Origin of the sequence: Variovorax paradoxus (assembly GCA_016806145.1) — a bacterium.
Taxonomy (GTDB): domain Bacteria; phylum Pseudomonadota; class Gammaproteobacteria; order Burkholderiales; family Burkholderiaceae_C; genus Variovorax.
This window is the reverse complement of the sequence record CP063166.1, coordinates 1,286,171-1,304,538: the sequence shown is the minus strand read 5'-3', so window position 1 is coordinate 1,304,538 and position 18,368 is coordinate 1,286,171. Positions and strand designations below refer to the sequence as shown.

The 18,368-nt window shown below is 70.4% G+C and carries 18 protein-coding genes; 10 read left to right on the top strand and 8 right to left on the bottom strand.

What is annotated here, in order from left to right; all coding sequences use genetic code 11:
• Positions 1–5 precede the first annotated feature (5 nt).
• From INQ48_06025 to glmS, 3 genes are all read right to left on the bottom strand, one after another.
• Positions 6–599: a helix-turn-helix transcriptional regulator gene (locus INQ48_06025; GenBank protein ID QRF58797.1), complete on the bottom strand. Its 594-nt coding sequence runs from the start codon at positions 597–599 to the stop codon at positions 6–8.
• Between the two features lie 121 nt (positions 600–720).
• Positions 721–1,086 carry a hypothetical protein gene (locus INQ48_06020; protein ID QRF58796.1) on the bottom strand — a complete coding sequence of 122 codons (366 nt, stop codon included), beginning with the start codon at positions 1,084–1,086 and terminating at the stop codon, positions 721–723.
• 139 nt (positions 1,087–1,225) lie between these two features.
• A complete protein-coding gene (glmS, locus tag INQ48_06015; GenBank protein ID QRF58795.1) occupies positions 1,226–3,109 on the bottom strand; it encodes a glutamine--fructose-6-phosphate transaminase (isomerizing) in 1,884 nt (627 codons plus the stop codon).
• Positions 3,110–3,268: 159 nt separating this feature from the next.
• Between glmS and INQ48_06010 the strand changes: the two genes are divergently transcribed.
• On the top strand, positions 3,269–3,760 hold the full coding sequence (locus INQ48_06010) for an Lrp/AsnC family transcriptional regulator (protein QRF58794.1): 492 nt from the start codon (positions 3,269–3,271) through the stop codon (positions 3,758–3,760).
• A 6-nt stretch (positions 3,761–3,766) separates the two neighbouring features.
• On the opposite strand, the gene glmU is transcribed toward INQ48_06010, so the two are convergent.
• Positions 3,767–5,194: a bifunctional UDP-N-acetylglucosamine diphosphorylase/glucosamine-1-phosphate N-acetyltransferase GlmU gene (gene glmU, locus INQ48_06005; protein QRF58793.1), complete on the bottom strand. Its 1,428-nt coding sequence runs from the start codon at positions 5,192–5,194 to the stop codon at positions 3,767–3,769.
• A 16-nt stretch (positions 5,195–5,210) separates the two neighbouring features.
• On the opposite strand from glmU, the gene INQ48_06000 reads away from it, so the two are divergent.
• Positions 5,211–6,083, top strand: coding sequence for a hypothetical protein (locus INQ48_06000; protein QRF60631.1), 873 nt, complete (start codon positions 5,211–5,213; stop codon positions 6,081–6,083).
• A 13-nt stretch (positions 6,084–6,096) separates the two neighbouring features.
• On the opposite strand, the gene INQ48_05995 is transcribed toward INQ48_06000, so the two are convergent.
• Positions 6,097–6,867: a Crp/Fnr family transcriptional regulator gene (locus INQ48_05995; protein ID QRF58792.1), complete on the bottom strand. Its 771-nt coding sequence runs from the start codon at positions 6,865–6,867 to the stop codon at positions 6,097–6,099.
• Positions 6,868–6,967: 100 nt separating this feature from the next.
• Between INQ48_05995 and INQ48_05990 the strand changes: the two genes are divergently transcribed.
• Entirely contained in the window at positions 6,968–7,399 is a 432-nt protein-coding gene (locus INQ48_05990) for a BLUF domain-containing protein (GenBank protein QRF58791.1), read from the top strand.
• Between the two features lie 123 nt (positions 7,400–7,522).
• On the opposite strand, the gene INQ48_05985 is transcribed toward INQ48_05990, so the two are convergent.
• Positions 7,523–7,846, bottom strand: a complete 324-nt coding sequence (locus tag INQ48_05985) for a DUF2917 domain-containing protein (GenBank protein QRF58790.1) — start codon at positions 7,844–7,846, stop codon at positions 7,523–7,525.
• A gap of 177 nt (positions 7,847–8,023) precedes the next feature.
• On the opposite strand from INQ48_05985, the gene INQ48_05980 reads away from it, so the two are divergent.
• On the top strand, positions 8,024–9,007 hold the full coding sequence (locus tag INQ48_05980; protein QRF58789.1) for a LysR family transcriptional regulator: 984 nt from the start codon (positions 8,024–8,026) through the stop codon (positions 9,005–9,007).
• A 184-nt stretch (positions 9,008–9,191) separates the two neighbouring features.
• On the opposite strand, the gene INQ48_05975 is transcribed toward INQ48_05980, so the two are convergent.
• Positions 9,192–9,809, bottom strand: a complete 618-nt coding sequence (locus INQ48_05975) for a 5-formyltetrahydrofolate cyclo-ligase (GenBank protein QRF58788.1) — start codon at positions 9,807–9,809, stop codon at positions 9,192–9,194.
• 9 nt (positions 9,810–9,818) lie between these two features.
• On the opposite strand from INQ48_05975, the gene INQ48_05970 reads away from it, so the two are divergent.
• The 3 genes from INQ48_05970 to INQ48_05960 all read left to right on the top strand — a co-directional run bounded on the left by INQ48_05970 (position 9,819) and on the right by INQ48_05960 (position 13,239).
• The gene (locus tag INQ48_05970) at positions 9,819–11,852 is read left to right on the top strand and encodes a lytic transglycosylase domain-containing protein (protein QRF58787.1); all 2,034 of its coding nucleotides are present in this window, start codon (positions 9,819–9,821) and stop codon (positions 11,850–11,852) included.
• A 1-nt stretch (position 11,853) separates the two neighbouring features.
• Positions 11,854–12,441 carry an MgtC/SapB family protein gene (locus INQ48_05965; protein ID QRF58786.1) on the top strand — a complete coding sequence of 196 codons (588 nt, stop codon included), beginning with the start codon at positions 11,854–11,856 and terminating at the stop codon, positions 12,439–12,441.
• 114 nt (positions 12,442–12,555) lie between these two features.
• Positions 12,556–13,239 (top strand): glutathione S-transferase family protein, encoded by a 684-nt coding sequence (locus tag INQ48_05960; protein QRF58785.1) that lies wholly within the window; start codon positions 12,556–12,558, stop codon positions 13,237–13,239.
• Between the two features lie 46 nt (positions 13,240–13,285).
• Here the strand turns inward: INQ48_05960 and INQ48_05955 are convergent, their stop codons facing one another.
• On the bottom strand, positions 13,286–14,011 hold the full coding sequence (locus INQ48_05955; protein QRF58784.1) for an OmpW family protein: 726 nt from the start codon (positions 14,009–14,011) through the stop codon (positions 13,286–13,288).
• Between the two features lie 166 nt (positions 14,012–14,177).
• Between INQ48_05955 and INQ48_05950 the strand changes: the two genes are divergently transcribed.
• The 3 genes from INQ48_05950 (at position 14,178) to otsB (ending at position 18,312) form a co-directional block, all read left to right on the top strand.
• Complete coding sequence (locus INQ48_05950; GenBank protein QRF58783.1) at positions 14,178–15,437, top strand: multifunctional CCA addition/repair protein; 1,260 nt, start codon at positions 14,178–14,180, stop codon at positions 15,435–15,437.
• Between the two features lie 113 nt (positions 15,438–15,550).
• On the top strand, positions 15,551–17,422 hold the full coding sequence (locus tag INQ48_05945; GenBank protein ID QRF60630.1) for a hybrid sensor histidine kinase/response regulator: 1,872 nt from the start codon (positions 15,551–15,553) through the stop codon (positions 17,420–17,422).
• Positions 17,423–17,511: 89 nt separating this feature from the next.
• The gene (gene otsB, locus INQ48_05940; protein ID QRF58782.1) at positions 17,512–18,312 is read left to right on the top strand and encodes a trehalose-phosphatase; all 801 of its coding nucleotides are present in this window, start codon (positions 17,512–17,514) and stop codon (positions 18,310–18,312) included.
• The last annotated feature ends 56 nt before the right edge of the window (positions 18,313–18,368 follow it).

Here is an 18,368-nt window from a genome sequence, read left to right as displayed (position 1 = left end):
CGTTCTCACTTCCAGACATCGGGATGGGGGCTCACGATCGCGACCGCATAGCGGGCTGTCTCGCGCGTGGGATTGAAGTAGGCGACGGGCCGGTCGAGCACCATCGCGAGGCAGTCGCCGGCATCGAGCCGGTGGCGCTCCTCGCCCACCGTGATCTCGATCGTTCCCTCGAGCATCCAGACCTGCTGGTGCACCTGCGACTCGCGCGCGCCCGATTCGTAGGCCACGCGCGCCTTGGGCGGGAACAGCACCTCGACGATCTGCAGCGGCGAGGCGATGCCACCGGGCGACACGTTGCGCCGCAGGTAGCCCGACGAGGGATCGCGCCATTGCGGCTGGTCGGCGCGGCGCGCCACCGGATCGGCGCGCGGGCGCGGCTCGTCGAACAGCGCGGCCAGCATGGTGCCGAGGCCGGCCGCGAGCTTCTCGAGCACCACCGCCGTGGGACTGCTCTCGCCGCGCTCGATCAGCGAGATCATCGAGCGGCTGACCCCGCTCTGCGCCGCCAGCGCCTCGAGCGAGAGGCCGCGCGCGGCGCGCAGTTCGCGCACGCGGCGGGCGATGCGGTCGTTGAGGGGGGCGGGCTCTTCTTCTTTCATGTTGGATTAATTCTCCAACATGATGGAATGTCGGTCAAGCCGGCGATGCCGCCTCGCGCAGTGTCTTGCAGGCGGCCACGAGCTCATCGAGCGAGAACGCGCGATCGAGTCCGCTGGGCTTCTAGGCTTTCGACGCCCCCGCTGGCGCGCCGGGCCCGGCCTGGTCGGCAGGCACAGGGCCTTCGGGTGGCTGCCCGCGAACGGCAGGCAGGGTGCCATGCCGCAGCCATGCATCGAGCTCACCCTGCGAGATGCCCATCCAGTCGGCCGTCGACAGACCCAGGCCGTCGACCGCCTGCTGGTACGCGAGCTTGAAGGCACCCTGCGCCTCGGCCTCGCTGCCGAAATGCCCGTCCCGGTGCCAGAGCCCCACGGGAACGACCTGTCCGGGTTTCGCCCCCGCCTCGACGAGCCGGCGGTGATCCCTCTGCGTGAAGCCCTTCGATCGGCGACTTGCCGGAAGATCCTTGGGGGTGCTCAAAGCCATGGCGCTCTCTGGTGGGGGTGGAACCTGACCCACGGCCAGGCAGCCCGCACCACGGGAATTGGTCGTCGACCAACGCCATCTACGCAGTGGAGACGGCTTCGGATTCAACACGCCAGGGGGCCGAGACCGCCCCGCCCCCTCACTCGACCGTCACGCTCTTCGCCAAATTGCGCGGCTTGTCCACGTCCGTGCCGCGCGCGCAGGCCGTGTGATAGGCCAGCAGCTGCAGCGGCACCACGTGCAGCAGCGGCGACAGCGCGCCGTAGTGCTCGGGCATGTGGATCACGTGCAGGCCTTCGCTGCTCTTGATCTTCGAGTCGCCGTCGGCCAGCACGTAGAGCACGCCGCCGCGCGCGCGCACTTCCTGCAGGTTGCTCTTGAGCTTCTCGAGCAAAGCGTCGTTGGGCGCCACGGCGACCACCGGCATCTCGCTGGTCACCAGCGCGAGCGGGCCGTGCTTGAGCTCGCCGGCGGCATAGGCCTCGGCGTGGATGTAGGTGATCTCCTTGAGCTTGAGCGCGCCCTCGAGCGCGATCGGGTAGTGCAGGCCGCGGCCCAGGAACAGCGCGTTGTCCTTGCGCGCGAAGTCCTCGGCCCAGTTGATGATCTGCGGCTCGAGCGCGAGCACCGACTGCAGCGCGACCGGCAGGTGGCGCATCTCCTTGAGGTAGCGCGCCTCGTCTTCCGCGCTCAGCAGGCCCTTGGACTGCGCGATCGCCAGCGTGAGCAGGAACAGGCCCGCGAGCTGGGTGGTGAAGGCCTTGGTCGAGGCCACGCCGATCTCGACGCCGGCGCGCGTGATGTAGGCCAGCTTGCACTCGCGCACCATGGCGCTGGTGGCGACGTTGCAGATGGTCAGGGTCTGTTCCATGCCGAGCGAGCGCGCATGCTTGAGCGCGGCCAGGGTGTCGGCGGTCTCGCCCGACTGGCTGATGGTGACGACCAGGGTGCGCGGGTCGGGCACCGAGTCGCGGTAGCGGTACTCGCTCGCGATCTCGACCTGGGTCGAGATCTTGGCGATGCCCTCGAGCCAGTACTTGGCGGTGCAGCCGCTGTAGTAGCTGGTGCCGCAAGCCAGGATCAGGATGCGGTCGATGTCCTTGAACACGCGGTGCGCGCTGGCGCCGCTCTGCTTGCCGTCCTGGCCGATGCCGTCGAACAGCTCGGGCACGATGCCTTCCACGCCCTCGAGCGTGTCGCCGATGGCGCGCGGCTGCTCGAAGATCTCCTTCTGCATGTAGTGGCGGTAGGGGCCGAGCTCGGCCGCGCCGCTGTGGGCCTGCACGGTGCGCACCGGGCGCTGCACCGGCTTGTGGGCGCGGTCGACGATCCAGTACTTGCCTGGCTGCAGGTCGACCACGTCGCCTTCCTCGAGGTACACGATCTGGTCGGTGACGCCGGCCAGCGCCATCGCGTCGCTGGCCAGGAAGTTCTCGGCGCCGTCCTTGCCGGCGCCCAGGATCAGCGGCGAGCCGGCGCGCGCGCCGATCACGCGCTGCGGCTCGTCGCGGCAGATCACGGCGATGGCGTAGGCGCCCGTGAGCTGGCGCACGGCGCCCTTCACGGCTTCGAACAGGTCGCCGTCGTAGAGGCTGTCGACCAGGTGGGCGATGACCTCGGTGTCGGTCTGGCTCTCGAACACGTAGCCCTTGGCTTCGAGGCCGGCGCGCAGCGGCTCGTGGTTCTCGATGATGCCGTTGTGCACCAGCGCGATGCGGCCGGGCCGCGCTTCCTGCGCGCCGACGCCCGGGCCATGGCTGAAGTGCGGATGCGCGTTGTGCACCGCGGGCGCGCCGTGCGTGGCCCAGCGGGTGTGGGCGATGCCGGTCAGGCCCTCGAGCTTGTCCTCGGCCACCTGGGTCTGGAGGTCGGCCACGCGCGAGGTGGTGCGCGCGCGCGTCAGGCCGCCCGCATGCACGGCCACGCCGCAGGAGTCATAGCCGCGGTACTCGAGCCGCTGCAGGCCCTGGACCAGGACCGGGACGATGTTTCGATGGGAAGCCGCGCCGACGATGCCGCACATGGTTGTCTTGCCTTTGGAAAGGAATGAGGGAGAACGAAAAAGAATTGCTGCGAATGGTAGGCAGGGTGAAAAGAAATTTGCCGTCTAAATTTCCATGAATATGGACTTTTATTTCACACATCCGGCTGGATGAATTTTTATTCCATAATTTCACGAATTATGGAATCCATTGCACTCGACGCCATCGACCTGAAGCTGCTCGACGCCCTGCAGCGCGACGCCTCGGCCACCAACCAGAAGCTGGCCGCGGGCGTGGGCATCTCTCCGCCGACCTGCCTGCGGCGGGTGCAGCGGCTGTGGCAGGAGGGATTGATCGAGCGCCAGGTGGCGCTGCTGTCGCCCGACCGGCTGGCCGCGGTGCTGGGCCACGGGCTGCAGGCGGTGGTGGAGATCTCGCTCGACCGGCAGGACGCCGAGTCGCTCGAGGCCTTCGAGGCGCGCGTGATCGCGGACGACGCGGTGCAGCAGTGCTGGCGCGTGTCGCCGGGGCCGGACTTCGTGCTGGTGGTGGCGGCGCGCGACATGCCCGGCTACGGCGCGCTGGTGCAGCGGCTGTTCACCGCCGACGCCAACGTGCGCAACGTCAAGGCCTTCTTCAGCCTCAAGCGCGCGAAGTTCGAGCCGCGGGTGCCGCTGGCGCCCGCGGGCTGAGGCGCGTCAGGCCTTCGGCTTCTTCTGCGGCCGCTGCCAGTTCGGCAGGCTGATCTGCTTGCCGCGCGCCACGGTCAGCGCGCCGGCCGGCGTGGTCTTGGTGACGGTGGAGCCGCCGCCCACGGTGCCGCCCGCGCCGATGGTGACCGGCGCCACCAGCACGCAGTTGCTGCCGATGTGCACGTCGTCCTCGAGCACCGTGCGGTGCTTGTTGGCGCCGTCGTAGTTGGCCGTGATGCTGCCCGCGCCGTAGTTGACGCGCGCGCCCACGGTGGCGTCGCCCAGGTAGGCCAGGTGGTTGGCCTTGGCGCCGGCGGCCAGGGTGGAGTTCTTGACCTCGACGAAGTTGCCGATGTGCACCTCGGTGCCGAGCTGGGCGCCGGGGCGCAGCCGCGCGAAGGGGCCGATGAGCGCGCGCTCGCCCACCGTCACGCCGGCCTTCTCGCCGTCGATGTGGGTGAAGGGATGGATCACGGCGCCGGCCTCGATGCGGGCATTGGCGATCACGCAGTTGGCGCCGATGCGCACGCCCTCGCCGAGCGAGACCTGGCCTTCGAACACGCAGTTGACGTCGATCTCGACGTCGCCGCCGCATTCGAGCGTGCCGCGCAGGTCGAAGCGCGCCGGATCGGCCAGCCGCACGCCCTGGGTCATCAGGGCCTCGGCCTGGCGGCGCTGGAAGGCGCGCTCGAGCTCGGCCAGCTGCACCGGGCTGTTGATGCCGGCCACCTGCAGCCCATCGGTCGTGATGTGGGCCACCACCGGCACGCCGTCGGCCGCGGCATGCTTGACGATGTCGGTCAGGTAGTACTCGGCCTGGGCGTTGCGGTTGTCCAGCCGCTCGAGCCAGCCCTTGAGCAGCTTCGCGGGCGCGGCCATCACGCCGCTGTTGACTTCGCGCACCGCGCGCTGCGCCTCGCTGGCGTCCTTGTGCTCGACGATGGCGGTCACCTCGCCGCCCGCGGCGTTGCGGATGATGCGGCCGTAGCCGGTGGGATCGTCCAGCTCGATGGTCAGCAGCGCCAGCCGCTCGCCGCCGCTGGCGGCGATCAGGGTGCGCAAGGTGTCCTCGGCGATCAGCGGCACGTCGCCCGAGAGGATCACCACCGTGCCGTCGTCGGGCAAGAGCGGCGTGGCCTGCTGCACCGCGTGGCCGGTGCCCAGTTGCGGCTCCTGGCGCGCGAAGCGCAGCGAGGCGGCCTCGGGCGAGGCGGCCATGGCGGCCTCGACCTGCTCGGCGCCGTGGCCGGTGACGATCACCACGTGCCGGGCGCCGATGTGCGCGGCGGTGCCGGTCACATGCGACAACAGTGCGCGGCCGGCCAAACGATGCAACACTTTGGGCAGCCTGCTCTTCATGCGCGTGCCCTTGCCGGCCGCCATGATCACGACGTCGACCGGTCCCTGGTTGCCCTGCTTCGGAATCTGATTCATGCCTTTTTCTACCCGGATGCGTTGGTTCAAGCTGGCGCGGATTATCGGCGTGATGGCGCTGCTGGCCGTCCTCGGGGCTTGCAGCGCGATCCGGCTGGCCTACAACAACCTGCCCGAGCTCAGCTACTGGTGGCTCGACGGCTACCTCGATTTCGACGGTTCGCAGACGCCCAAGGTGCGCGACGAGCTGGCCCAACTGCTCGACTGGCACCGGCGCAACGAGCTGCCGAAGATCGCGGCGCTGCTGCAGGAGGCCGAGGCGCTGGCGCCCGGCGAGATCACGCCGGCCCAGGCCTGCGCCATGACCGACCGCATCCGCGACCGGCTGCTGGCGGTCAGCGAGCGCGCCGAACCCGCGGGCACCGAGCTGCTGCTGAGCCTGAGCGACGCCCAGCTGCAGCAGCTCGAGCGCAAGTACGCGAAGAACAACGCCGACTACCGCAAGGACTGGCTCGACCGCTCGCCGGCCCGGGTGCAGGAGAAGCGCTACGACCAGTTCCTCGACCGCTTCGAGGATTTCTACGGCCGGCTTTCGCCCGAGCAGCGCGAGCTGCTGCGCCAGCAGGTGGCGCAGTCGGTGTTCGACCCGAAGCTGCAGGACGTGGAGCGCCGCAAGCGCCAGCAGGAGGCGCTGGTGCTGCTGCGCGGCTTCGTCGCCAACCGCACGCCGCCCACCGAGGCGCGCGCCGCGCTGCACGGCTACCTGCAGCGCATCGCCGATCCGCCCCCGGGGCCCTGGCGCGAGCAGCAGCAGGCGCTGCTGCAGGAAGGCTGCCGCAACCTGGCCGCGCTGCACAACGGCACCAGCGCGGCGCAGCGCGCGCAGGCGGTGAAGCGGCTGCAGGCCTACCGCGAGGACCTGCGGCAGCTCGCGGGCACGGCCGGCTGAGCCGGCCCCGGCCTCAGATCAGCGGCGTGGGCCGCAGCGGCCGCTCGAAGTAGTCGCCCAGCGCCTCGAGCGCGCGCGGCTCGAGGATGCGCAGCCAGCGGTCGTCGAGCTTGTAGAGCCCCATCTGCGACAGCCGGCGCAAGGTCTTGTTGGTATGGACCAGCGACAGCCCGAGCGCATCGGCGATGTGCTGCTGGTTCAGCGGAAACTCGACCCAGCCGTCGCGCACCATGCCCACGCGCTCGGCGCGGCGGTACAGGTGCATCAACAGCATCGCCACGCGCTCGACGGCGCTGCGCCGGCCGGTGGTCACGAGGTTGTCGTCGATCATCTTTTCCTCGCGCGCGGCCAGCCAGGTGATGTCGTAGCCGAGCTTGGGCTCGGCATGGAACAGCTCCCAGAGTCGGTCGCGCGCGAACACGCACAGCGAGACCTCGGTCAGGGCCTCGACGCCGTGGGTCTGGCCGTCGGCGAACTCGTCCTGCAGCCCGACGAAGTCGCCGGGCAACAGCACGTTGAGGATCTGCCGTCGGCCGTCGCTCAGGGTCTTGTAGCGGAAGGCCCAGCCCGAATAGAGCGTGAACAGCTGCGGGCTGCGCCGGTGTTCCTCGACGATCGAGCCGCCGGCCTCGACGCGGCGCGCGCCGACGCGGAACGATTCGATGGTGCGCAACTGGTCGGCGGACACCGGCAGGAAGGCCGGCAGCTGACGCAGCGCGCAACGGCTGCAGGGATGGGGCCCGTTCTCCGGGGCGGCGGGTGTGGGGTACTGGTCGAGCACCACCGACTATAGGCATCGAGGGGGGTGGTGCCGGTATGTCTTTTTACATTTCGTGATGTCGGACGGCTGCCTACACTGCGCTCGCTTCCCCCCATCCCGGCCCATGATTCCCGACGAACAGACGCAAGCTCCCGCGCCCGCCCCGGCGCTCTCCGAGATCCTCTACTGCAGCGAGCTTGCGCCGGACCTGCCGCCCGACACGGTGGCCAGCATCGTCGCGCGCGCCCGCGTGCGCAACGGCGAACTCGGCATCACCGGGCTGCTGGTCTTCGACGGCCAGCGCTTCTGCCAGCACATCGAGGGACCGCCCGGCGCCCTGCAAACGCTGATGGACCGCATCGCGCGCGATGCGCGCCACTTCGACGTGCGCGTGGCCTGGCAGGGCGAACTGGCCGCGCGCCGCTACAGCGGCTTCCGGCTCGGGCTGGCCGAGAGCGAGGGGCCCGACCTGATGGCCGGCGTGCACGCGCTCGACGGCGAGGTCGCGCTCAAGCATTTCCTGGCGCTGCGCCGAAGTTTCGACATCAACGGCTGAAAAGCCCCCCCCAAAAAGAACAGGGGCCGGACCGCGCTCGACGCGCCGTCCGGCCCCTTGGTATGACGGGCGCGGCCTTCGCCGCCGCCCGGTGGCCCAGGATCGATCAGGAAACCCGCGGGATCAAGCGGCGTCCCACGTGTACGTGGCGCCGTAGCCGTCCCAGGCTTCCATCACGATGCGCTGGCCGGCCGCCACGGTGAGCGATTCACCGGGGGCGAGCACCAGGTCCTCGCTCGGGCTCTCGAGCGTGGCATCGGGCGTGATCCAGACCCGGCCCTGGCGTACGCGCAGCACGCTCTCGCCACGCGCCTTCAGGCTCATCGCCTCGCCGGGCGCGATTTGCCAGGCACCGCGGCGCACGGCCGGCGGAATCGCGGCGGCGGTGTTGCGGTTGGGCAGCGACAGGGTGGACAGCGTAGAGGTGGTGCAGACGGCAGTGGACATGATGGGCTCCTAGGTGTTGCCGAATCGCGAATCAATGGGTGCTTGCGAAAGGAGGCAGCAATGGCGCGGTTCGGGAATGAATGATCGTTTCCCGGCCGTTGGCAGTCCAATGAAAAGGAGGTAGCCTACTGATTCCGGTTTCGCATCAATCCCGAGGCAGGCGCCGGCCCCCGATCCATGCAGCATTCGCAAACCCACCTGCGCTCCCGCCCGATCTCCGCCGGCCACCTGCGCGCCTTCGAGGCGGTCGCGCGGCACCTGAACTTCCGCGCCGCGGCCGAGGAAATGGCCCTGACCCAGTCGGCCGTGAGCCGCCAGATCCAGTCGCTCGAGGAGGAAGTGGGCGTGCCGCTGTTCCTGCGCCACACGCGCGCGGTCGAGCTGACCAGCGCGGGCGCCCAGCTGCTTTTGGCGGTGCAGCAGGCGCTGCCGCGCGTCGACACGGCGGTGCGCCAGATCCGCCAGAGCGCCGGGCGCAAGAGCGTGTCGCTGACCACCTTCGCCTCGTTCGCCTCGATGTGGCTGATCCCGCGGCTCGAGGCCTTCCAGCGCGACAACCCCGAGATCGACATCCGGATCGACGCCAGCGACCTCGCGGTCGACCTCGAGGTGGCCGACGTCGACATCGCGCTGCGCTACGGCCCGCGCGAGGCCATGCCCCCGCAGGCCGTGCGGTTGTTCGGCGAGAACCTCACGCCGGTGGCGAGCCCCTGGCTCATCAAGAGCAGCCCGCCGATCAGGAAACCCGAGGACATCGCGCGCTTCACGCTGATCGAGGCCGGCGACGCCCACCGCACCCACCTCGAATGGCTGACCTGGCGGCGCTGGTTCGAGCTGCACGGCCTGGAACGCGCCCAGCCCAAGCGCTGGCTCTATTTCAACTACGCCTATCAGATGGTGCAGGCCGCGCTCACCGGCCAGGGCGTGGTGCTGGCGCGCAGTTCGTTGATCGCCGAGAGCCTGGCCAACGGCGACCTGATCGAGGTGCTGCCGCAGCACCGCATGGATTCGCCGATGTCCTACTGGCTGATCGCCGGCCCGCGCAGCGCGCTGCGGCCCGAGATCAAGGCCTTCTGGGACTGGCTGCTGGCGCAGGCCGGCACCACGCGCGAGACCATCGGCGAGGTGCCGGACCCGGACACCGTCGACAACATGGACTGACAAGAAACACGGGCAACCGGACGCAGAGGACGCAAAGGATTCGCAAAAGGCGCGAAAGAGAAATTCAAAATTTTTCCTGCATTCCTTTTGCGTTCTTCGCGAATCCTTCGCGTCCTCTGCGTCCGGAAGTCCGCTCCCGCCTTCGAACGCATCCGCGATTTCGTGCCTTGCAGGGAGCAGCCGCTCAGCCGATCGGCCAGACCACCCCGTTGTCGTTGAGGATGGCGTCGAGCGGCAGGTCGTGCGCCTCGGGCTCGAAGTCCTCGAGGAAGCCGTTCGCGAAGCCCAGGCCGACCGTGAAGGGCCGCGGCTCGAGGGCGGCCAGCGTGCGGTCGTAGAAGCCGCCGCCGTAGCCGAGCCGGTAGCCGCCCGCGCTGTAGCCCACGCAGGGCACGAACAGCAGGGTCGGCACGATCAGCTCGGTGTCCTTGGGCTTGGGGATGCCGTAGGCGTCCTCTTCCATCTGGCAGCCCGGGTACCAGGCGTGGAAGGTCAGGGTCTTGTGGACCTTGTCGATCACGGGCAGGCCGATGCGGCGGCGCTGCGGCTCGTCGATCAGTTCGCCGTCCTCCTTCCACCGATGCAGCGCGGGCAGCGGATCGAACTCGCCCTTGATCGGCCAGTAGGCGCCGATCACGGTGTCGGGCCGGCCGACCAGCCAGATGCGCATCACGCGCTGCAGCAGGTCCGCGCGTGTCAGCCGGTCCGGCATCCCCAGACGTTGTTCGATCAACGCCTTGCGCAGCTGATCCTTGAGAAAACTCGCCGTCGCCGACGTGGCGGCATCCTTTGACTTGTCCATAATCTCCCGATGCAGTTTCCAAGCATTTTGGCATCCATGTGCCGCCGCCCGCGCAGCGTCGCGCCGGCACTGGTTCTTTCGGCCCTGGCGGCCTGCGCGCTGACCCTCCTCGCGCCCGCGTCCGCATCGGCCCAGGGCAACACCAACGACGAGGTGCTGCTGCAGATGAAGCAGGCCTTCCAGCGCGGCGACAAGGCCCGGCTGGCGGCGCTGCTGCCGCAGGCCCGCGGCCACGTGCTCGAACCCTGGGCCGCCTACTGGGAACTCAAGGCCCGGCTGCAGGAAGCCGGCGCGAACGAGGTGCAGGACTTCTTCGCGCGCTACCCCGGCACCTACCAGGAAGACCGGCTGCGCAACGACTGGCTGCTGCTCACGGGCCAGCGCCGCGACTGGGACAACTTCTCGGCCGCCATCGCGGGCTTCCGCATGGGCGACGACGCCCAGGTGCGCTGCTACGCGATCCTGGTCGACGCGCTGCGCAGCGGCAGCGCCACCCAGGCCCAGGCCGACGAGATCCGGCGCAACTGGTTCGCCCAGCGCGACAGCGACGACGGCTGCCTCACGGCCGCCGACCGCATGATCGCCGCGCGCCTGCTGTCGCCCAACGACGCCTGGAAGAAGGCGCGCCTGGCCATCGAGGCCAACCGGCCGCAGGCCGCGCGCGGCGCCGTCACGCTGGCCTCGCCCGATGCGCTGCCGCTGTTCGAGGAGGTCAACGCGAGCGCGGCCAAGTTCCTCGTCACGCGCGGGCCCGTGGCCGCCAAGTCGCGCCGCGAGCTGGTCACGCTGGCACTGATCAAGATCGCGATGGCCGATCCCGAGCAGGCCGCCTCGCAGCTCGACGCCAAGTGGAGCGCGATGCTCTCGGTCGAGGAGCGCAACTGGATCTGGGGCACCATCGGCCGCCAGTCGGCGATCAAGCTCTGGCCGCAGGCCGTGAGCTACTTCGGCAACGTCACCAAGAACGCCGACCTGTCGGACGACATGCTTGGCTGGCGCGTGCGCGCCGCGCTGCGCGCCGGCCAGTGGAAGGACGTGGCGCCCGCCATCAACGCCATGAGCGAGGCCAGCCAGCAGGACCCGACCTGGACCTACTGGAAGGCGCGCGCGCTGGTCAATGCCGGCGGCGACGAGCGCCGCGGCCAGGCGCGCGAGCTCTACCAGGGCATCGCCGGTACGCGCGGCTTCTACGAGATGCTGGCGCTCGAGGAGCTGGGCCAGCGCGTGATGGCCGCCACCCGGCCCGCGCCGCTCACGCCCGAGGAACGCAATGCCGCGCGCATGAACCCCTCGCTCAACCGCGGCCTCTACGCCATCGCGATCGGCCTGCGCCCCGAGGGCACGCGCGAATGGAACTACGCCACCAACCTGCACGACCGCGGCGGCATGGACGACCGCGCGCTGCTGGCCGCGGCCGACTTCGCCTGCCAGCGCGAGGTCTGGGACCGCTGCATCAACACCAGCGAGCGCACCAAGGGCGTGATCGACGTCGAGCAGCGCTTCCCGATGCCCTTCCACGACACCGTGCTGCGCAAGAGCCAGGACATCGGCCTCGATCCGGCCTACGTCTACGGCCTGATCCGCCAGGAGAGCCGCTTCATCATGGACGCGCGCTCGGGCGTCGGCGCCTCGGGCCTGATGCAGGTGATGCCCGCCACCGCACGCTGGACCGCGCGCAAGATCGGCATGACCGACTTCACGCCGGGCCAGATCAACGACCGCGAGACCAACATCACCATCGGCACCAACTACCTGAAGCTCGCGCTCGACGACTTCGACGACTCGATGGCGCTGGCCGCCGCGGCCTACAACGCCGGCCCGGGCCGCCCGCGCAGCTGGCGCAACGGCCCGGTGCTCGATGCCGCGATCTGGGCCGAGAACGTGCCGTTCAACGAGACCCGCGACTACGTGAAGAAGGTGCTGGCCAACACCACCAACTACGCGGCGATCATCACCGGCCGGCCGCAGTCGCTGAAGGAACGCCTGGGCCGGGTCGGCCCGCGCGACGCCGCGATGCCCGAGCCCAACAAGGACCTGCCCTGAGATGAGCTGGAGCGACGAGGTCCTCGACACCATCGCCGCCGAGTTCTCGGACGTGGGCGACCTCGCCCAGCTCACGCGCATCCTGGTGCGGCTGCTGCTCGCGTCGCTCCTGGGCTTCGTGCTCGGCTTCGAGCGCGAGCAGCAGGGCAAGGCCGCCGGCGTGCGCACCCACATGCTGGTGGCCATCGGCTCGGCCATGTTCGTGCTCGTGCCGCAGCAGACCGGCATCGTGCCGGCCGACATGAGCCGCGTGATCCAGGGCCTGGTGGCCGGCGTCGGCTTCCTCTGCGCGGGCACCATCCTCAAGCAGGGCAAGGACGAGCACCACGTGCAGGGCCTCACCACCGCCGCGGGGCTGTGGATGACGGCCGCGATCGGCATGGCCTGCGGCCTGGGCCGCGAGGCGACGGCGGTGATCAGCGCGCTGCTGGCGCTGGTGGTGCTGCAGTTCGTGCCGCGGCTCGTGAGCCTGATCGAGCGCGCGATCGGTCCATCGAAGAGCGAGGAGGCAACAGGCCGCGCCGTGCCGCGCGTCATCGCCTCGAGCAGCGAGCCCGAACTGCGCACCGACGACAGCGACCGGCGATAGCCGCCGGCGCGCGGGCCGCGCCCGTCATCAATGCGCGCCGCAAACGGTATCAATCGCGCGGCGCCGGCGCCCTAGCATCGAAGGCTTTGCCACGAAACCCACCGGAGGAAATCCATGCTCAAGCTCTACATCGGCAACAAGAACTACTCGTCGTGGTCCATGCGTCCCTGGGTGCTGCTCAAGCAGGCCGGCATTCCCTTCGAGGAAGTGATGGTGCGCTTCGACGCCTTCGAGGCCGGCTCCAACTTCAAGGCCGTGGTCGGCGCGGTCAACCCCACGGCGCGCGTGCCGGTGCTGATCGACGGCGACATCACGGTCTGGGATTCGCTCGCCATCGCCGAGTACCTGGCCGAGCAGTTCCCCGACAAGGCACTGTGGCCGCGCGACAAGGCCGCGCGCGCCCGCGCGCGCAGCGTCAGCGCCGAGATGCACTCGGGCTTCGGCAACCTGCGCAACCACTTCCCGATGAACATCGAGGCCTCGCTGCCCGAGGTCGGCGCGCGCGTGCTGCAGGAACAGCCCGGCGTGGTCGAGGACCTGGAACGCATCGCGGCCATGTGGAGCGAGCTGCTCGACACCCATGGCGGCCCGATGCTGTTCGGCGAGTTCGGCATCGCCGATGCCTTCTATGCGCCGGTGTGCATGCGCATCCGCAGCTACGGGCTGCCGATGCCGCCCGCGGCGCAGGCCTACATCGATCGGGTGGCGGCCCTGCCGGGCGTCGCCGCGTGGATCGAGCAGGCGCTCGCGGAGCAGGATTTCGTGGCCTTCGACGAGCCCTACCGGACCTCGCGCTGATCGTGGTTCGCGATCGGCGCGAGCCGGCCAGGCCGCGTCGCGCCGGTCAGAAGCGGTAGGTCGCCGACACGTAGGTCACGATCGGATTGAGCTTCAGGCGCGCTTCGCTGGTCGCGATCGGCAGGCCCGAGATCGAGGTCGTCGTGAGCTTGGCCTTGGTCTTCAGCGGGATGTAGGAGACCGAGAAGGAAATGCCCCAGTGCTTGTCGAACTGGTAGGCCAGGCCGGCGTTGAGCACGGGCGCGAAGGAGCTGTCGAGCTTGGCGGTGGTCGCGGTCGACAGCGGCCGCTGGTGCAGCTGGCTGCCGAGCGCTTCCTGCAGGTTCGAGGTCAGGTTGATGTCGCTGTACCAGACGTAGGTGGCGCCCAGGCCCACGAAGGGGCGGAAGGCCGAGTTGGCCTCGTTGAAGTAGTACTTGCCGAGGATGGTCGGGCTCCACTGCCGCGCTTCGCCGAGCTGGCCCACGCGCGCCAGCGTGCCGGTGCCGTTGAGCTTGAACTTCGGCGGGATGCCCAGCACGCCTTCCACGGCCCAGTGGTCGTCGACGAAGTACATGGCGCTCAGGCCCAGCGTGTCGGAATCGCTCACGCTCGCGCCCGAACCGACGAGCACGCTCTGCACCGGCGCCGTCAGCGTCAGCGGCTTGCTCTTGTCCTGCGGCGACAGATGGAACCAGCCCGCGCCGACGACCCAGTCGCCGGCCTTCTGTGCAAAGGCGCTGCCGGACGTCAGTGCCCCGAGGGCTGCCAACGCCAACATGGTCTTTTTCATGATGTGAATACTCCTTTGGTTGAAATTCCCCCTCCAAACGCGGTCCCGGTCTGCGGCCGGTGAGGCGTTCGAGCGCCTCGAACGAGCGAACGATCGTTCGATTTGCCGGGCAATTATCGAACGACCGTTCTTTTTAGGCCCTGCGGGGTATCCCTACACTGAGCGCATGAAAACCTATCTCGTCGGCGGCGCGGTGCGCGACCGCCTGCTAGGACGCCCGGTGTCGGACCACGATTGGCTCGTGGTCGGCGCCACGCCCGAGGCCATGGTGGCACAGGGCTTCCTGCCGGTGGGGCGCGATTTCCCGGTATTCCTGCATCCATCGACGCGCGAGGAATACGCGCTCGCGCGCACCGAGCGCAAGAGCGCGCCCGGCTACCGCGGCTTCGTGATCCATGCGGCGCCCGACGTGAGCCTCGAACAGGACCTCGCGCGGCGCGACCTGACCATCAACGCGATCGCGCTGCCGGCCGAGCGCGTGGCCGCCGACGGCAGCTTCGACCCCGCGCCCGCCGACCTCGCCGACCCCTTCGACGGCCAGCGCGACCTGCGCGAGAAGCGGCTGCGCCACGTCACCGACGCCTTCCGCGAGGACCCGGTGCGCATCCTGCGCGTGGCGCGCTTCGCCGCGCGCTTCGACGACTTCGAGGTCGCGCCCGACACGCTGGCGCTGATGCGCGAGATGGTCGCGGCCGGCGAGGTCGACGCGCTGGTGCCCGAGCGCGTGTGGCAGGAGCTCTCGCGCGGGCTGATGGAGACCCGGCCCTCGCGCATGTTCGAGGTGCTGCGCGCCTGCGGCGCGCTCGCGGTGCTGCTGCCCGAGGTCGACCGGCTCTGGGGCGTGCCGCAGCCCGCGCAGCACCATCCCGAGATCGACACCGGCGTGCACCTGATGATGGTGCTCGACACCAGCGCACGCCTGTCGGCGTCGCTGGGCGTGCGCTTCGCCTGCCTGATGCACGACCTCGGCAAGGGCACCACCGAGCCGGAGATCCTGCCGCGCCATATCGGCCACGAGAAGCGCAGCGCCGAGCTGCTGCAGGCGGTGTGCGAGCGCTGGCGCGTGCCGGTCGACCTCCGCGAGCTGGCCGAGGTGGTGGCGCGCGAGCACGGCAACATCCACCGCAGCGGCGAGCTCGATGCCGCCGCGCTGGTGCGGCTGCTCGAGCGCTGCGATGCCTTCCGCAAGCCCGCGCGCTTCGCCGAGGCGCTCTTGGCCTGCGAATGCGACGCGCGCGGCCGGCTCGGCTTCGCGCAGCGCGACTATCCACAGCGCGAGCGCCTGCTTGCGGTGCTGGCCGTGGCCGCGGCCGTGGCCACCGACGCGGTCGCGCGCCAGGCGCAGCAGGCCGGCGCCACCGGCCCGAAGATCGGCGAGGCGATCCACCGCGCGCGCATCGACGCGGTGAAGGCCGCGGCCGGCTGAGCCTCCAGCCAACCGGCCGGCGCGCCATACCACGCACGCCGCGGCATGTCTTCATGCCTATGGCGGAGGTTGCATGACTTAGGGCACTTCCCGGGCCGGACGCCATGGCTAGCATGGATCGGGTGATCGCCGCCCCGCCTCCCACCTCCTCGCCGGACCCGGCCGACGCGCCGGCCACGCAGGCCGCGCCGCGGGTCGCCGCCGCGCTGCCGCCGGACCTGGCGCTGCGCGTGCTGCGCGAGCACCTGGCCTCGGTCTACGGCGCCTACGACGCCTCGATCGCGGTGCACTTCGGCCTCGGCGCCGCGCTCGGGGCCGCGATGTACATCGCCTCGCCGCGCGGCTGGATCCTGGCCTGGATGGCGGCCCACCTGCTGCTCGGCCTCGCGCTGTACCTGATGCCGCGCTGGCATGCCGGCCTGCCGCTCGACCAGACCCCGCTGTGGGCGCGCCGGCATGCGCGCACCGTCACGCTGGTGAGCCTGGCGACCGCCACCGCGCCCTGGCTGTTCATCTCGCGCGGCGACCTGCCCGCGACCTCGGTGCTGACGGTGGTCGTCATCGGCAGCTGCGCGCGCGCCATGCAGCTGCTGTGGCCGCTCAAGCCCGCGCTCCACGGCTACACGCTGCCGATGATGCTGAGCCTGATCGGTGCGCTGGCCTGGCAGGGCGACGGCATGCACCTGTTCCTGTCGATCTTCAGCCTGGCTTATTTGCTGTTCACGCTGCGCGTGGGCCAGCAGCAGCACCGGCTGCTCACCGATTCGCTGGTGCTGCGCTTCGAGAACGAGGCGCTGGCCGAACGGCTGGGCGAGCAGATCGCCGCGGCCGAGCGCGCGAGCATCGAGAAGACCCGCTTCCTGGCCACCGCCAGCCACGACCTGCGCCAGCCGCTGCATGCGATCGCGCTGTTCGGCGCCGCGCTCGAGAACGAGCATCCCCAAAGCCGCAACGCGCAGCGCCTGATGCGCGCGGTGAACGCGCTCGGCAGTTCGCTCGACACCATGCTCGACGTCTCGCGCCTCGACGCCGGCGTGGTCGAACCGGTGCTCGAGCCGGTCTCGCTCGATGCCCTGCTCCGCGCGCTCAACCCCATGTTCTCGGGGCAGGCCGAGCAGCGCCAGCTGCAGCTGCGGCTGCGCGCGAGCGGCCTGTGGGTGCGCAGCGATCCGCGGCTGCTGCACCGCATGCTGTCGAACCTGCTCGACAACGCGCTCAAGTACACGGCGCGCGGCGGCGTGGCGGTGCGCGCGCGTGTGCGGCCCGGCGGCCACGGACAGGGCGATGCGGTGTGGATCGAGGTGGTCGACTCGGGCATCGGCATCGCGCCGGCCCAGCTCGAGCGCGTGTTCGAGGAGTTCTATCAGGTCGACAACCCCGGGCGCGACCGCTCGCACGGCCTGGGCATCGGCCTGGCCATCGTGCGCCGGCTCTCGCGGCTGCTCGGCCATCCGGTGCAGCTGCGCTCGCGCGTGGGACGCGGCACGCGCTTTCGGCTCGTGCTGCCGCGCTGCGACGCGCCCGTCGCCGCCGGGCCGTGGGCCGTGCGCGCCGAGGCGCTGACCGCCCCGACCGCGCCGGTGCCCGGCCGCATCCTGCTGATCGACGACGACGCCGAGATCCGCGCGGCGATGACCGCGCTGCTGCGGGCCCACGGCATCGACCTGCAGGCGGTGGCCGGCGAGGCCGAGGCGGCCGCGCTGCTGGCCTCGGGCCCGGCGCCCTTTCGCGCGCTGCTGTGCGACTACCGGCTCGCCAACGGCGACAACGGCCTCGACGTCGGCCAGCGCCTGCGCGCGCGTTTCGCGCTCGAAGCGCCGCTGCTGCTGGTGACCGGCGAGACCGCGCCCGAGCGGCTGCAGCGCGTGCGCGCCTCGGGCGTGCCGGTGCTGTTCAAGCCGGTGGAAGCCGCGGCGCTGCTGCGCGCGCTGGCCGATCTCGCGCCCCCCACGTCACCCGATACGGCGCCCGCCACGGCACGCTGAGGCTCCTCGCGGGTCGCGGCCCCGGCCCCCGGGCACGTCCGGTTTTGGCCGACACGGCACGCGCGGGGGCCGTGCTAAGGTCTTTCACGATGTCCAATCCCATCCACGGCAGCGATCCGCTGCCTCCTCCCCTGGGCCCGGACGCGGCCCTCTTCCTCGATTTCGACGGCACCCTGGTGGGCCTCGCGGCCACGCCCGAGGCGATCGAAGTTCCCCCTGCCCTGGTCGCGCTGCTCGGCGATCTCAAGGACCAGCTCGGCGGCGCCCTCGCCGTGGTGTCGGGCCGCCAGATCGACGTGCTCGACCGCTTCCTCGCGCCGCTGCGCCTGCCGGCCGCCGGCGAGCACGGCGTGCAGCGCCGCGATGCCAAGGGCGCGATGCAGGAGCAGCATCCGCCCGACCTGGTGCCCGTGCTCGAGATCGCCAACGAACTCGCGCGCGTGCACGAAGGCCTGCTGGTCGAGCGCAAGCACGCGGCCATCGCGCTGCACTACCGGCTCGCGCCGCAGCTCGAGGCGGTGTGCGGCGACGCCATGTCGCGCGCCATCGCCGACCAGCCTCAGCTCGAGCTGCTGCACGGCAAGTTCGTGTTCGAGGTCAAGCCCGCCGGCGTGAACAAGGGCATCGCCATCGACGCCTTCATGCACGAGCCGCCGTTCGCGGGCCGCGTGCCGGTGTTCGCGGGCGACGACACCACCGACGAGAGCGGCTTCGCCGTGGTGCAGCCGCGCGGCGGCATCGGCATCAAGGTCGGCTCGGGACCGAGCCTCGCGCTGCACCGGCTCGAGTCGCCGCGCGCCGTCTACGAATGGCTGGTGCAGGCGCGCGACCGGCTCGCGAACGCGCCGCGGCCCGCACCCGAAGAAGCTTCGCCAAGGAATCCCGGATGAGCGACACCCAGCAGGAAGAACAACGACCATCGACGGCCGCCGACGCGGCACCCACC